Annotated in this window: 13 protein-coding genes; 7 read left to right on the top strand and 6 right to left on the bottom strand. The window is 42.1% G+C overall.

The window, feature by feature from the left end; genetic code table 11:
- Window positions 1–190 precede the first annotated feature (190 nt).
- From fumC to QTA56_RS03015, 3 genes are all read left to right on the top strand, one after another.
- Entirely contained in the window at window positions 191–1585 is a 1395-nt protein-coding gene (gene fumC, locus QTA56_RS03025) for a class II fumarate hydratase (RefSeq protein WP_267979468.1), read from the top strand.
- 133 nt (window positions 1586–1718) lie between these two features.
- Entirely contained in the window at window positions 1719–2210 is a 492-nt protein-coding gene (locus QTA56_RS03020) for a hypothetical protein (protein WP_267979467.1), read from the top strand.
- 159 nt (window positions 2211–2369) lie between these two features.
- The gene (locus tag QTA56_RS03015) at window positions 2370–3614 is read left to right on the top strand and encodes a D-amino acid dehydrogenase (protein WP_267979466.1); all 1245 of its coding nucleotides are present in this window, start codon (window positions 2370–2372) and stop codon (window positions 3612–3614) included.
- Between the two features lie 54 nt (window positions 3615–3668).
- On the opposite strand, the gene QTA56_RS03010 is transcribed toward QTA56_RS03015, so the two are convergent.
- Window positions 3669–4316: an A1S_1983 family putative colistin resistance protein gene (locus QTA56_RS03010; RefSeq protein ID WP_267979465.1), complete on the bottom strand. Its 648-nt coding sequence runs from the start codon at window positions 4314–4316 to the stop codon at window positions 3669–3671.
- A 98-nt stretch (window positions 4317–4414) separates the two neighbouring features.
- On the opposite strand from QTA56_RS03010, the gene ispF reads away from it, so the two are divergent.
- Window positions 4415–4906, top strand: a complete 492-nt coding sequence (gene ispF / locus QTA56_RS03005) for a 2-C-methyl-D-erythritol 2,4-cyclodiphosphate synthase (protein ID WP_267979464.1) — start codon at window positions 4415–4417, stop codon at window positions 4904–4906.
- On the opposite strand, the gene QTA56_RS03000 is transcribed toward ispF, so the two are convergent.
- From QTA56_RS03000 to glnL, 5 genes are all read right to left on the bottom strand, one after another.
- Window positions 4894–5418: a protein tyrosine phosphatase family protein gene (locus tag QTA56_RS03000; protein ID WP_267979463.1), complete on the bottom strand. Its 525-nt coding sequence runs from the start codon at window positions 5416–5418 to the stop codon at window positions 4894–4896. The genes ispF and QTA56_RS03000 overlap by 13 nt on opposite strands.
- 145 nt (window positions 5419–5563) lie before the next feature.
- A complete protein-coding gene (gene argF / locus QTA56_RS02995) occupies window positions 5564–6484 on the bottom strand; it encodes an ornithine carbamoyltransferase (protein WP_267979462.1) in 921 nt (306 codons plus the stop codon).
- A gap of 361 nt (window positions 6485–6845) precedes the next feature.
- The gene (locus QTA56_RS02990; RefSeq protein ID WP_267979461.1) at window positions 6846–7505 is read right to left on the bottom strand and encodes a TetR/AcrR family transcriptional regulator; all 660 of its coding nucleotides are present in this window, start codon (window positions 7503–7505) and stop codon (window positions 6846–6848) included.
- A gap of 147 nt (window positions 7506–7652) precedes the next feature.
- Window positions 7653–9155, bottom strand: a complete 1503-nt coding sequence (gene glnG / locus QTA56_RS02985) for a nitrogen regulation protein NR(I) (RefSeq protein WP_267979460.1) — start codon at window positions 9153–9155, stop codon at window positions 7653–7655.
- Complete coding sequence (glnL, locus tag QTA56_RS02980) at window positions 9142–10251, bottom strand: nitrogen regulation protein NR(II) (protein ID WP_267979459.1); 1110 nt, start codon at window positions 10249–10251, stop codon at window positions 9142–9144. Before glnL ends, glnG begins: the two co-directional genes overlap by 14 nt.
- A 328-nt stretch (window positions 10252–10579) precedes the next feature.
- Here glnL and rimO point away from each other — a divergent pair, with 328 nt between their 5' ends.
- The 3 genes from rimO to frr all read left to right on the top strand — a co-directional run bounded on the left by rimO (window position 10580) and on the right by frr (window position 13330).
- Entirely contained in the window at window positions 10580–11923 is a 1344-nt protein-coding gene (gene rimO / locus QTA56_RS02975; RefSeq protein WP_267979458.1) for a 30S ribosomal protein S12 methylthiotransferase RimO, read from the top strand.
- 48 nt (window positions 11924–11971) lie between these two features.
- Complete coding sequence (gene pyrH, locus QTA56_RS02970) at window positions 11972–12700, top strand: UMP kinase (protein WP_004677620.1); 729 nt, start codon at window positions 11972–11974, stop codon at window positions 12698–12700.
- 75 nt (window positions 12701–12775) lie between these two features.
- The gene (frr, locus tag QTA56_RS02965) at window positions 12776–13330 is read left to right on the top strand and encodes a ribosome recycling factor (RefSeq protein ID WP_004677618.1); all 555 of its coding nucleotides are present in this window, start codon (window positions 12776–12778) and stop codon (window positions 13328–13330) included.
- The last annotated feature ends 3 nt before the right edge of the window (window positions 13331–13333 follow it).

Genomic DNA, 13333 nt, shown 5'->3' with positions numbered 1-13333 from the left:
ATGACTACGAATACAGTCCATTAAAATTGGCAATAGATTTTAGATAATGATTATTATTTACATCTTTAAGCCATTTGGGGATAATACGGCGGTTTGTTGAATATCCTTGATGAACATCAATATGAGCTAGCCAAGGCATCTATTTGCTTCAGCCCGTGAAAATTCTTACCAAGATAGAGCAGAGGTTGCTATGCACATGCGAATTGAACACGATACCATGGGTGAAATTGAGGTTCCAAATGAAGCCTTGTGGGGTGCGCAAACGCAAAGAAGTTTACAAAACTTTAAAATAGGTCAGGAACGCTTACCCCGTGCGATGATTCGTGCAATGGGTCTTGTAAAAAAAGCTGCTGCCATCACCAATGCAGAACTTAAACAACTGCCTGAAGAGTTAAGTCAATATATTGTGGGTGCTGCTGAAGAAGTCATTGCTGGGCAATGGGATGCTCAGTTTCCATTGGTGGTATGGCAGACAGGTTCTGGTACGCAAAGCAACATGAACTGTAATGAGGTTATTGCCAATATTGCCAACCAGAAATTAGGGCAAGCTTTGGGTGCGCAAAAACCTGTCCATCCAAATGATCATGTCAATCGTGCGCAATCGACCAATGATTCTTTCCCAACCGCAATCCATGTTGCCGCAAGTCTACAAATCAATGAATTACTGATCCCTGCGGTTGAGAAACTCAAACAAACTTTACAACGTAAATCAGAAGAGTTTGATGATATTGTCAAAATTGGACGTACCCACTTACAGGATGCGACCCCATTAACGCTAGGACAGGAATTTAGTGGTTATGTGTCACAACTGGATCATGGCTTAAAGCGTCTACATCAGGCACTTGCAGGTTTGTATGAATTGCCTTTAGGTGGAACGGCGGTGGGTACAGGACTCAATGCTCATCCAGATTATGCCGTAAAAGCCGCAGAACAGTTAGCTGGGCTGACAGGCTTGCCATTCGTAACTGCACCCAATAAGTTTGAAGCCTTGGCAGGGCGTGATGCGGCGGTATTCGCTTCTGGTGCATTAAAAACTTTGGCTGCTAGTTTAAATAAAATTGCCAATGACATTCGCTGGTTGGCAAGTGGTCCTCGTTGTGGTTTCGGTGAAATCCGTATTCCTGAGAACGAACCAGGTTCAAGTATCATGCCTGGTAAGGTGAATCCGACACAAAGTGAAGCCATGACCATGGTGGTGGCTCAAGTATTGGGCAATGATACGACTATCAATATTGCTGGTGCGTCTGGTAATTTTGAGCTCAACGTGTTTATGCCAGTGATTGCCTACAATTTATTGCAATCAATCCAGTTGCTTGGTGATGCATGTAATAGTTTCAATGACCATTGTGCAGTAGGAATTGAACCAAATCGTGAGAAGATTGATTATTTCCTGCATAACTCGCTGATGCTGGTGACTGCATTAAACCCTGTCATTGGTTATGAAAACTCTGCCAAAGTCGCTAAAACAGCGTATAAGGAAAACAAGACACTAAAACAGGTTGCAGTTGAGCTTGGCTTGGTGACTGCGGAACAATTTGATGAAGTGGTTCGTCCTGAGCAGATGATTGCGCCGAGTAGTAAATAATTATGAGTGGTAGGGGCGTATTGTATACGCCCTTATTGTTTTGAGAAGCGTGGGATGGTTGCCCTTGCAAAGTGTACTTCTCGCCTGCAAATGCGTACAATATCCGTTTGATTGACTAGACCATTGCTTTATTATGCTTAATATTTATTTGACAGATACTCAAACTCATATTCAATATTCTGGTCTGTCTCATGAAAATCCTGTCAAGTTTTTGTTGAATCTAAAGAAAATTTTTCCAAGTACGGCGGACCTGTTGTTACCTGTGTTGCCAGAAGACAATAATCTGGAAAATGTGACATGGGAAGCAACTGCCAAAGATTTTGAAGTTTTTAAAAAATTACTAGAGGGTTGGGGCATTATTGAACTTCGTTTAAGTGCAATTACCACCTATAAAGATAAAAACTTTGCCAATGAATTGGTGAAAAAAGCTCAAGTTAGACGCAAGCAAATTTCCCAGAAACATCCTGAACTCTCACTTATTGCTTTGGATTATATACTCATGCATGAAATTCATGCCTTGATTGATGCGGAATTGGTCATGATCGGTGAAAAGTTCTATTTACCTACTTTACGTGAACAATGGAAAAGTCTGTTCTCAGAGCAAATTCTGCAATGTAAGTTATAAGATGGGTAAGCAGACATTAGGTCTGCTTTTTTATTGACTCATCTTTATAAAACCACATGGTTATTGTTCTACAAACAATTACAAGGTTTTAGTGGCTGTATGTTTAGGCGGCATATATATTGCTTATTATGAAATGCCTTGCATTTCAAGGAGTTTGCTATGCCTCATATTGTTGTGATCGGTGCGGGAATTACAGGCGTTACCTCTGCCTATGAATTAATAAAACTGGGTTATCAGGTCACGGTCATTGACAGACATCTCTTTCCTGCAATGGAGACTTCTTTTGCCAATGGTGGGCAGTTGTCCGCCTGCAATGCTGAAGTCTGGAATCAGAAAGCAACGGTACTCAAAGGTATCAAGTGGATGAGTAAAAAAGATGCACCATTATTGCTCAACCCATCTTTTAGTCTGCATAAGTACCGTTGGCTGGTTGAGTTTTTAACCCATATCAAAAATTATAAAGCCAACACCATTGAAACTGTTCGGTTGGCGTTATTGGCAAGACAACGGCTATTTGAAATTGCCGAAAAGGAAAATATTTCTTTTGATCTGGAAAAACGTGGCATTTTGCATATGTACCACACTGAGGCAGAATATCAAATTGCCAAGCAGGTCAATGATGTTCTGGTTGAGGGAAAGCTGGAACGTTATGCAATTACACCTGAAGAAATGAAAGCAATCGAGCCGACCTTGACAGGTCAGTATTTTGGCGGTTATTACACTTCAAGTGATGCAACAGGTGACATTCATAAATACTCAGTTGGGCTTGTGGAAAAAACGCAGCAATATGGTGTGATCTATCGTTTTGGCCTAGATGTGGTCAATGTTAAATATATGCAGGATAAGGTGATCATCCACTGTAAAAACAGCTCAGAAAATATGCATACAGATGCTGAGGAATATACGGAAATCGAAGCAGATGTAGTGCTGGTATGTGGTGGCGTTGGAAGTTATCAACTGGCGGATATGCTGGGAGATCGGGTCAATGTTTATCCTGTAAAAGGTTATTCGATTACAGTGCAACTTAAAGATGAGCGTAGTATCAATAATGCGCCGTGGGTTAGTTTGCTGGATGAAAGTGCAAAAATCGTGACCTCGCGTCTAGGGGTAGATCGTTTGCGTGTTGCAGGAACGGCTGAGTTTAATGGCTATAACCGTGATATTCGGGCTGACAGAATCCAACCGTTGATCAACTGGGTAAATCAAAACTTTGATATTTCAACTGAGCATGTTGTTCCCTGGGCAGGCCTACGTCCCATGATGCCAAATATGATGCCAGTCGTAAAACAGGGAAATCATCCGCGAGTATTCTATAACACAGGTCATGGTCACTTAGGCTGGACACTATCGGCTGCAACAGCAGTCATCATCAGTCAGGAAATTGCACAAAAATTTCCATGTTAAAGAATAAAAGCCGATGTATAAAAACATCGGCTTTTGAAATTCAATCATTCAAGTTTAGTCATATAAACGATAGATGCCTGTAAAACGTTCGCAGCCTTTTTGATCTGTTTTGACAATCAGCAAGGCCTTTTGAAAATCAAACTGGTATTGGCATTTCTTTTCATTATCAGTGATCTGATTTTTTTGTTCAGGTGTGCTGTAGGCAAGCAATGACAGTATTTGGGTTTCCAGCCGATTGTTTGGGTTGCGATAAGCAATACCCTCAATTTTAAGCTTGTCTTTATCCAGTTGATGAATCTGTAAATGAATGGGTTGAGCGGCTAATTTTCCCTGTTCATATTTCAGATAATGCTGGGTTAGTGTCTGGTTCATTGAGGTATAAAAATTCAGGTCATCCAAACGCGATTCAAACTGTTGTTGATAGCAGGTTTTGGATTTGCATTGCTGTAACTGTTTTAACCATAATCGCTGGGTATCATGTAATAGCTGTAAGGGGGCATCGGTCACCAAATAAGCAGTTAAAAACTTATTGTTGAGTTTAATTCGCTGTTCATCATATTGCTTGGAACATATCTTTTTAAGGTCAAGTGTACGATCTGAGCAATCGATTGATTTCGCAAATGTAAATGTTGAGCAAAAACAACTCAATGTGATGATATAACCGACGTTCTTTAATTGATTTCTTACCGTATTCAACAGCATAATGACGCATACTTTCAGTCTAATTTGCTCAATGTACTATAGCGAAATAGAAAGCCAGAATACAAGATTTGTTCAGTATATTGTAAAAGGAAAATCATATGGTTGCTCACATTCGTATTGGACAGGGAATGGATGTACATGCTTTTGAAGAAGGCAGCTTTGTTACCTTGGCGGGTATTCAGATTCCCCACACCCATGGTTTAAAAGCCCATTCTGATGGAGATGTGGTGCTGCATGCGCTGTGTGATGCATTGTTGGGCGCATTGGCTTTAGGCGATATTGGGCAGCATTTCCCTGACACTGATCCAGAATATAAGGGTGCAGATAGTCGGGTATTACTTAAGCATGTATATCAGTTGATTTTAGATCGTGGTTATCATCTCAATAATGCTGACATTACTGTGGCCTGTGAACGGCCAAAACTTGCCAGGCATAATCTGGAAATGCGTCAAAGCATCGCAGATGTGATGGATGTGGATGTTACACAAATTAGTATTAAGGCGACCACAACTGAAAAACTAGGTTTTACTGGCCGTCAGGAAGGCATTCTGGCAACGGCGACAGTGCTTGTTTCCCATCAGGCAAAATGATCTGCATTGATCAATGACTGCTGTAATTCCTGTGTTGCTTTACGACCTTGCAGTTGTAAAGTAATGCTGTGAATCAGGCCTGTCCAGGTCTCATTCGGTTCCCAAATTTGATGAAGCAACTCTTGGGCAATCGGCAATTCAATATTCATATAAAACTGCCGATATAAATACATCAAGCAACTGACACGCATATTCTGGGCACAATGTAGCCAGACAATTTCATTTTGAACCAGATGGTCAATTAAATCCAAAATAAAAAGACACTGTTCTGAGCAGGGAATATCCCAGTCAATCGGGATATGAATATAGTTTAGCCCCAAACCCAGACAAATTTGATCCTGTTGGGATAAGTGATTTTCAGACTTACTCGTCGCAAGGTTAATGACTGTACTACAACCATATTCTTTAATCTGCTGCAACTGCTCAACCGAGGGCTGGGCAGAGCTAAACAGGTGCTCATGCACCAAAGAAAAACCTGGTATCTGAGATAAAGCTTGTTCGAGTGAAGTCATAATGTTCGCTATACAATGATTGAAGTTCTCATGATATGAGAAACTTATTTTTAAAATGATGGCTTTACTATAAGTGTTTTTATTTCAGTGTTCAATTTAGATTGGATAAATAAAAACAGCATCACTTGGATGCTGTTTTTTGTATTTAGTCTTTGTTTAAATTCTCATTGAGCAGGAATTCCATTAATGCCTTTTGAGCATGCAAACGGTTTTCCGCTTCATCCCAGACCACTGCATTTTTATGATCCAGCATGTGTTCAGAAATTTCTTCACCACGGTGTGCTGGTAAGCAATGCATAAATAAACAGTCAGGATGAGCTAAATCCATGAGCTTTTCATTGACCTGAAAATCGGCAAAAGCTTTTTCACGCAATTTTTGTTCTTCTTCCTGTCCCATGCTTGCCCAAACATCTGTTACGATCAGGTCTGCATTAACCGCTGCATCTTCAGCCTTGTTGAACACTTCCACACAGTCCGCAAACTCGGCGAGAAACTCAGGTTTTGGCTCATAACCCTCAGGAGAGGCGATCTTGAGTTTAAAACCCATCAGATGTGCCGCTTCAACATAAGAGTTACACATATTGTTGCCGTCACCAATCCAGGCTACTGTCTTGCCTGCAATGTTGCCACGATGTTCCTGATAGGTTTGTAAATCAGCAAGTAACTGGCAAGGGTGGTGATCATCCGTAAGGCCATTGATGACAGGTACTTTAGAATAAGAAGCAAAACGCTCTACGATGTCATGCCCAAAAGTACGGATCATCACAATATCAAGCATGCTCGAAATAACACGGGCAGAATCTTCAATTGGCTCACCGCGACCCAGTTGGGTGTCACGTGGTGAAAGAAAAATCGCATTACCCCCAAACTGGCAGATGCCTGCTTCAAAAGAAATACGGGTACGTGTACTCGATTTTTCAAAAATCATTCCTAAAACTTTACCAACAAAAGGTTGATATACCGTATTGCTGTGCTGCATACGCTTGAGTTCTTGCGCACGATCTAAAATGCGTTGCAGTTCTAATGAGGATAGGTCACGTAAAGTTAGGAAATGCCGAAGCGCCATAGCTACTCCCACAATAATTATTGAATAAAAACAATAATTAATTGTTGTTTGACGAGTGGTGAATAAAAAGGAATTGACTACTATACTATACGCTCAGGAAAATGCAAAAGAATTAAGGGCCTGTTGCCATTTTATCTATGGTTGCGACAGAGGACGTTTTTTAGACGATACAAGGCATGTTTTGCGAAATTTAGTGATCTAAATGAGAGAAACATAACGCAGTAGCGGCAAAAAATGTCCCTGTCCCAAAGGGTTGTGGCTAAAAATCCCTCATACTTCGTTATGAAACTTGGCAAGGGAATAGCCATTGCCTGCATTTCATGCCTTGTCTGATGAATTTTTAGCCTACAACGCAACTCATTTATAAAGTGGCAACAGGCCCTGGATTTTGGTGAGCTTTTAGGAATAAATCTACAGAATAATAAATATAATCAAATATCTCAGTGTCATTGGCTGGCATATTCAGGCCCATTAAAATACGCCATTCAACATCACGTAAAATGCCAAAGTACATTGTGGCTGAAAATTGGGGATTGCTACAAAAGATATTCTGGTTTTGATGTGCATGTTCAAGCGCAAAAGCAATGGTGTTTTGAATGTTTAAAGCACATTGATCATAGAAGTAGTGCGCCAGTTGCATATCTTTCTGTGACTGCTCTGTGAACATGCGCATAAAGGCAATGTTCTCAGGTTGGATGATATGTTGATAGAAACGAATCAAGGTCTGGTTTAAATAGTTCTTGAGATCAATCTTTTCTGGAATATAGGGTACACAGACCCCCTTAAAAAAAACTTCTCGACGATAATCACAAATGGCGGTAAACAAGCCTTCTTTATTACCAAAATATTTATAGATAGACGTTTTTGATCCACCTGCATGATTGACAATATCATCCAGCGAAACAGCATCATAACCGCGTTCCAGAAATAGATCGGTTGCACAAATGAGCAAGGCAAGACGACGTTCCTGTCCACGGCGAGTTTGAGGCTGTTCACAACTTGGGTAACAAATATCAGTCATTGTATTCAAGAGAAGTGGGTTGGATGATCTGTATTATAGCAAAAACCATATACATTGTATGGCTATGAAGTTGATGAGTATTGCAAATCCTCTTGATAATAAAAAAGCGAGACATGATTTGCTCGCTTTTTTAATGACTTAGGGTTGTTAGGCTGAACGAACTTCCTCGTCATCATCATCTTCAGATGAATCCATGCCAAGCTCCTTGAGTTTACGTGTCAGGGTATTGCGTCCCCAACCCAAAAGCTCAGCGGCATGGCGTTTACGTCCACGTGTTTGCTGGAGTGCGGCATTAATCAATGTGCGTTCAAACATCGGTGTGGCAATATCCAGAATTTTCATTTCACCATTTTTGAGCTTTTGAATGGCCCATTGCCCCAACAACTCATCCCAATGATGCACTGCAATACGTTCAGACAGTGCTGGGCTGGCCGCTGTTGGCAGCACAGCATCACTTGTTGCTTTCTGGATCGAGACCTGTTTAAGCTCGGCAGGTAAATCCTCAGGATAAACCTCACGACCCGTGATCATCACTGTCAACCAGCGGCAGGTATTTTCTAGCTGACGAACGTTGCCTGGCCACGGTAGCTGTTGCATATAATCCGTTGTTTCAGTGCGTAGGATTTTTGGACTTACGCCGAGTTCCTTGCCTGCACGCGCCAGAAAGTGCTGTGCCAGCATCGGAATGTCTTCACTACGATGGGCAAGTTTAGGAATGTGAATACGGATTACGTTGAGGCGATGATACAAGTCTTCACGGAAACGGCCTTCGTTGACCAGCTTTTCCAGGTCCTGATGGGTTGCTGCGACAATACGCACATCGACTTTTACTGGAATGTGACCACCAACACGATAGAACTCGCCATCTGCAAGCACACGGAGTAGGCGTGTCTGGGTTTCAAATGGCATATCACCAATTTCATCCAGGAATAATGTGCCACCATTGGCTTGCTCAAAACGCCCTTGATGCTGGGTGTTTGCACCTGTAAATGCACCTTTTTCGTGACCAAACAACTCGGTTTCAATCAAGTCTTTTGGAATTGCCGCCATATTCAGCGCAATAAAAGGTTTGGCACGGCGTGGTGAATGCTTATGCAATGCATGGGCAACCAGCTCTTTACCTGTACCTGACTCACCATTAATCAATACAGTGATATGCGATTGTGATAAACGTCCAATGGCACGGAACACTTCCTGCATTGCAGGTGATTCACCGATAATCTCAGTGGATTGTAATGGTGCAGCCGCCGCCGCTTTGGTGGCTTCCTGTTGTTGAAGCTTGGTGATATGCAAAATGGCACGATTGACCAATGCCAATGCCTCATCAATATCAAAAGGCTTTGGCAGGTACTCAAAAGCACCAGTCTGGTAACTTGATACCGCTGACTCCAAGTCAGAGTGGGCAGTCATAATAATCACAGGCAGATCAGGATGGGTATTCTTCACTTTGGATAGAAAAGTTAAACCATCAATTCCTGGCATGCGAATATCAGTTAAAATGACATCAGGAGCGTCATCATGTAAACGTTCCATTGCTGTTTGTGCTTCTTCAAAATTGGTAACGTCAAAACCTTCTTCTTTAAAGGTCTTTTCGAGTACCCAGCGCATGGCACGATCGTCATCTATTACCCAAATTTTATTTCGTGACACGGTCTGACTCCCAAGGTAGATATAAGCTAAATACGGTTTTTCCTGGAACGGACTGACATTCGATCATTCCGTTATGTTGATGCATGATGTTTTGCGCGATACTGAGGCCAAGCCCTGTTCCCTTTGCCCGCCCAGTCACAAGTGGATAAAATACTGACTCCAGGATACTTTCTGGCACACCAGGCCCATTGTCCTCAATATCAACACGAACTGTAGAGCGATTGAGTACACCATTAATAGTGACTAAACGTTGAATACGTGTTCTTAGGATTAATTCAGGTTCTGAATCGACAAAAAAACTTTTATTTTCGGTCATGGCCTGTACCGCATTGACACTGATATTCAGCATGACCTGAATCAGTTGATCACGATCTGCCATCACATCAGGCAGGGAAAGGTCATAATCGCGGGTAATCTTAATTTTTTTCTTGGTCTGGTTGACAATAAGCGAACGAACACGTTCCAGTGGCTCATGTACATTGACCAGCTCATAGCTTGGTAACTGACGTGAACCAAGCATGGTGTCTGCCAGATTGGTTAAGCGATCCACTTCACTAATAATAATATCCGTGAATTCCCGATAGCTTTCATCACTTAAACTACGTGCCAGCAACTGTGTTGCACCACGTATCCCTGCCAAAGGGTTCTTGATTTCATGTGCCACACCACGGACAAGCTGGCGGGCAACCTGATGCTGCTGAACCAGATTTTCTTCCTTGGAAATTTTTAGCATCCGATCAATTGGGTTCAGCTCAATCAATAACAGGGGGTGGTAGTTCTTTCCTGTATTAAGCTGTGAAACTGTATAGTCCACATGAATCGGTTTGAAATTTACATTGATTACCGCTTCGCGACGTGTGTAATGTTGTCCACTTTCTAATGTGTTGAGTAAAGCTTCGTGGGTATTAAAGGTATCATCGTGGGCATGCAGTAAATTTAAGACAGGTTGACCTGATGCACGGAGTAAGCTGACATCAAATAACGCTTCACAAGCGGAGTTCAAATAAAAAATATTAAGCTTACTATCGACCAATAAAATGGCAGTCGTTAAATTATCTACTAGGAGTCGATAGTCGATAGTGTTGTGTTGATCCATTTGTGAATCGTCCTGTATTAAAATGGCGCAATAAATATATGTATAAATGAATAGCCATTCATGTCTAAGCTTTATGTAATGCAAAATATAAGCCAACTTTTGATAGGCTAAATTTCAATAACTTAGTTAAAAGATATGCCGTTTATGCTGTATTTTTCACATAGATGCGGTTTTATCTGGATTTTATAATGTTCTAAATTGGTGCAATGTAGGATTTTATTTAAAATATTGGTTGTATTTTGGTGCATTGATTAAACTGTGCAATCCCCACCTGTTTTTATCACTCGAAAAGTCATACAATACGCCGATTCAAGTGGAGCGCAGATTCATGAAGACCCCCAAAGTCGGTTTTGTATCTTTAGGTTGTCCTAAGGCATTGGTAGATTCTGAACGAATTTTAACCCAGTTAAAAACTGAAGGTTATCAAGTGGCATCAGATTATGACGGTGCGGACCTGGTTGTTGTTAATACCTGTGGTTTTATTGAGTCTGCGGTACAAGAGTCGCTGGATGCGATTGGCGAAGCCATGAGTGAAAATGGCCGTGTGATTGTCACAGGTTGTTTGGGCAAAGACGAAGATAAAATCCGCCAAATGCACCCAAATGTACTGAAAGTGACAGGCGCGGCGGCCTATCAGGATGTGATGGAGGCAGTGCATGAGTATGTGCCTGCACCACCGAAGCACAACCCGTTTATTGACCTGGTTCCTGAGCAGGGTGTGCGTTTAACACCGAAGCATTATGCCTATTTAAAAATATCAGAGGGCTGTAATCACCGCTGTACATTCTGCATTATTCCAAGCATGCGTGGAGACCTTGTTTCGCGTCCAGTTGGAAAGGTGCTGGATGAAGCGGCAGCACTAAAACGGGCGGGTGTAAAAGAAGTTCTGGTCATTTCCCAGGATACCTCCGCTTATGGTGTCGACACCAAGTACAAGCTGGATTTCTGGAACGGCCAGCCTGTTAAAACCAAGTTCTATGATATGTGTGAAGCATTGGGTCAGCTCGGAATTTGGGTGCGCTTACACTATGTCTATCCCTATCCGCATGTCGATGCAGCCATTGACCTGATGGCGCAAGGTAAAATTCTGCCTTATTTGGATATCCCTTTTCAACATGCCAGTCCGCGCATCTTAAAATTGATGAAGCGACCAGCCCATAGTGAAAACACCTTGGAACGCCTTAAATTGTGGCGTGAAAAATGCCCTGAATTGGTGATTCGTTCAACATTCGTGGTTGGCTTCCCAGGTGAAACTGAAGAGGACTTCCAAATATTGTTGGAGTGGTTGAAAGAAGCACAGCTTGACCGTGTCGGTTGCTTTACCTATTCACCTGTAGAGGGTGCGACAGCCAATGATCTTCCAGACCATGTGCCTGAAGAAATCAAGCAAGAACGCTATGAGCGTTTTATGGAAGTTCAGCAGGAAATTTCAGCGGCAAAACTGCAAAAGCGTATTGGCCAGACGATGACTGTCTTGGTGGATAGCCTGGAAGAAGAATTCCCAGTTGCGGTTGCCCGTTCTTATGCGGACGCACCAGAAATTGATGGCAATGTGTTCGTTGAAGATATTGATAAAAGCGTGATTAAGGCAGGTGACCTGCTTGAAGTCGAAATTACTGATGCGGATGAATACGATTTATTTGCAAGGTTAATTCAGGTTAAATCTGCTTAACACAAGATATAAAGAAAATTTTGAGATTGATCGGTTTGGAGTAAAGGTATGTCAGCTTCTAAGAATCCACGTTATGCACGCATTTTGCTCAAGCTTTCTGGTGAGGCTTTAGCTGGAAATAAAGATATGGGTATTGATGCCCAGGTACTGGATCAAATGTCACTTTCTATTGCCCACCTGGTTGGTTTGGGTGTGCAGGTGGGTATCGTTGTTGGTGGTGGTAACTTATACCGTGGTAGCCAGTTACAGAAAGATGGTCTGGTTGGTCGTGTAACAGGTGACCAAATGGGTATGTTGGCAACTGTGATGAATGGTTTGGCAATGCGTGATGCATTGGTACGCCGTAATATCAAGACCCGTTTAATGTCAGCATTGTCAATTGGTACGGTGGTCGAATCTTATTCTAGCCGCGATGCCATTCGTCATTTAAGTCAGGGTGAAGTTTGTGTGTTTGTTGCGGGAACAGGTAATCCATTCTTCACCACTGACACAGCCGCTTGTTTACGCGGTATCGAAATTGAAGCAAACTTGATTCTGAAAGCAACCAAGGTTGACGGCGTTTATAACAAGGACCCAAGTAAATATGAAGATGCGGTTAAATATGACAATTTAACTTTCGATCAGGTCTTGGATGAAAAGCTAGGTGTTATGGATTTAACCGCAATTTGCCTATGCCGTGACCATAATGTGCCATTGCAGGTGTTTGATATGAACAAGTCTGGTGCATTGCTTTCTGTTGTGATGGGTGAAAAAGAAGGGACTCACGTTACGAATTAATATACGTGAGCCAGAAAGCTCTTTATACTACGTTAAATATTTTGTAATACCTCAGGAATAAGTAAGGAAGATCATATGATTAACGATCTCAAAAAAGACAGCGAACAGCGCATGCAGAAAACCCTTGAGTCTTTGGAACAGGGTTTTGCAAAAGTTCGTACTGGACGTGCTCACCCATCTATCTTAAATGGCGTGATGGTTCCTTACTATGGTTCGGATGTTCCATTGAATCAGGTGGCGAACGTGGGTGTTGAAGATTCACGTACCTTAATCGTTCAGCCATTTGAACGTAACATGGTGTCTGCGATTGACAAGGCAATCCGTGAAAGTGACTTGGGCTTAAACCCGATTACCACTGACTCTATTCGTGTGCCATTGGCTGCTTTAACAGAAGAAACCCGTCGTGACATGCAGAAAGTTGCCCGTTCAGAAGCGGAGAATGCCAAGGTTGCCATCCGTAATATCCGTCGTGATGTTTTAGGTGATATCAAGGCCCTACTGAAAGAAAAAGAAATTTCTGAAGATGACGAGCGCCGTGCAGGTGAGGATATCCAGAAAATCACTGACAAGTTTGTTGCGGAAGTGGACAAACGTCTTGCAGCCAAAGAAGCAGAATTGATGAAGGTCTGATTA

Origin of the sequence: Acinetobacter thutiue (assembly GCF_030385805.1) — a bacterium.
Taxonomy (GTDB): domain Bacteria; phylum Pseudomonadota; class Gammaproteobacteria; order Pseudomonadales; family Moraxellaceae; genus Acinetobacter; species Acinetobacter corruptisaponis.
The sequence above is the reverse complement of the archived record's forward strand: the minus strand, read 5'-3'. Positions and strand labels throughout refer to the sequence as shown.

What these genes read in the sequence shown, in the direction of transcription:
- frr (WP_004677618.1), top strand. Translation starts at nt 12,776, where the DNA reads ATGATTAACGATCTCAAAAAAGACAGCGAACAGCGCATGCAGAAAACC.
- fumC (WP_267979468.1), top strand. Translation starts at nt 191, where the DNA reads ATGCACATGCGAATTGAACACGATACCATGGGTGAAATTGAGGTTCCA.
- QTA56_RS03000 (WP_267979463.1), bottom strand. Translation starts at nt 5,418, where the DNA reads ATGACTTCACTCGAACAAGCTTTATCTCAGATACCAGGTTTTTCTTTG.
- QTA56_RS03010 (WP_267979465.1), bottom strand. Translation starts at nt 4,316, where the DNA reads ATGCTGTTGAATACGGTAAGAAATCAATTAAAGAACGTCGGTTATATC.
- pyrH (WP_004677620.1), top strand. Translation starts at nt 11,972, where the DNA reads ATGTCAGCTTCTAAGAATCCACGTTATGCACGCATTTTGCTCAAGCTT.
- ispF (WP_267979464.1), top strand. Translation starts at nt 4,415, where the DNA reads ATGGTTGCTCACATTCGTATTGGACAGGGAATGGATGTACATGCTTTT.
- QTA56_RS03020 (WP_267979467.1), top strand. Translation starts at nt 1,719, where the DNA reads ATGCTTAATATTTATTTGACAGATACTCAAACTCATATTCAATATTCT.
- QTA56_RS02990 (WP_267979461.1), bottom strand. Translation starts at nt 7,505, where the DNA reads ATGACTGATATTTGTTACCCAAGTTGTGAACAGCCTCAAACTCGCCGT.
- QTA56_RS03015 (WP_267979466.1), top strand. Translation starts at nt 2,370, where the DNA reads ATGCCTCATATTGTTGTGATCGGTGCGGGAATTACAGGCGTTACCTCT.
- glnL (WP_267979459.1), bottom strand. Translation starts at nt 10,251, where the DNA reads ATGGATCAACACAACACTATCGACTATCGACTCCTAGTAGATAATTTA.
- argF (WP_267979462.1), bottom strand. Translation starts at nt 6,484, where the DNA reads ATGGCGCTTCGGCATTTCCTAACTTTACGTGACCTATCCTCATTAGAA.
- rimO (WP_267979458.1), top strand. Translation starts at nt 10,580, where the DNA reads ATGAAGACCCCCAAAGTCGGTTTTGTATCTTTAGGTTGTCCTAAGGCA.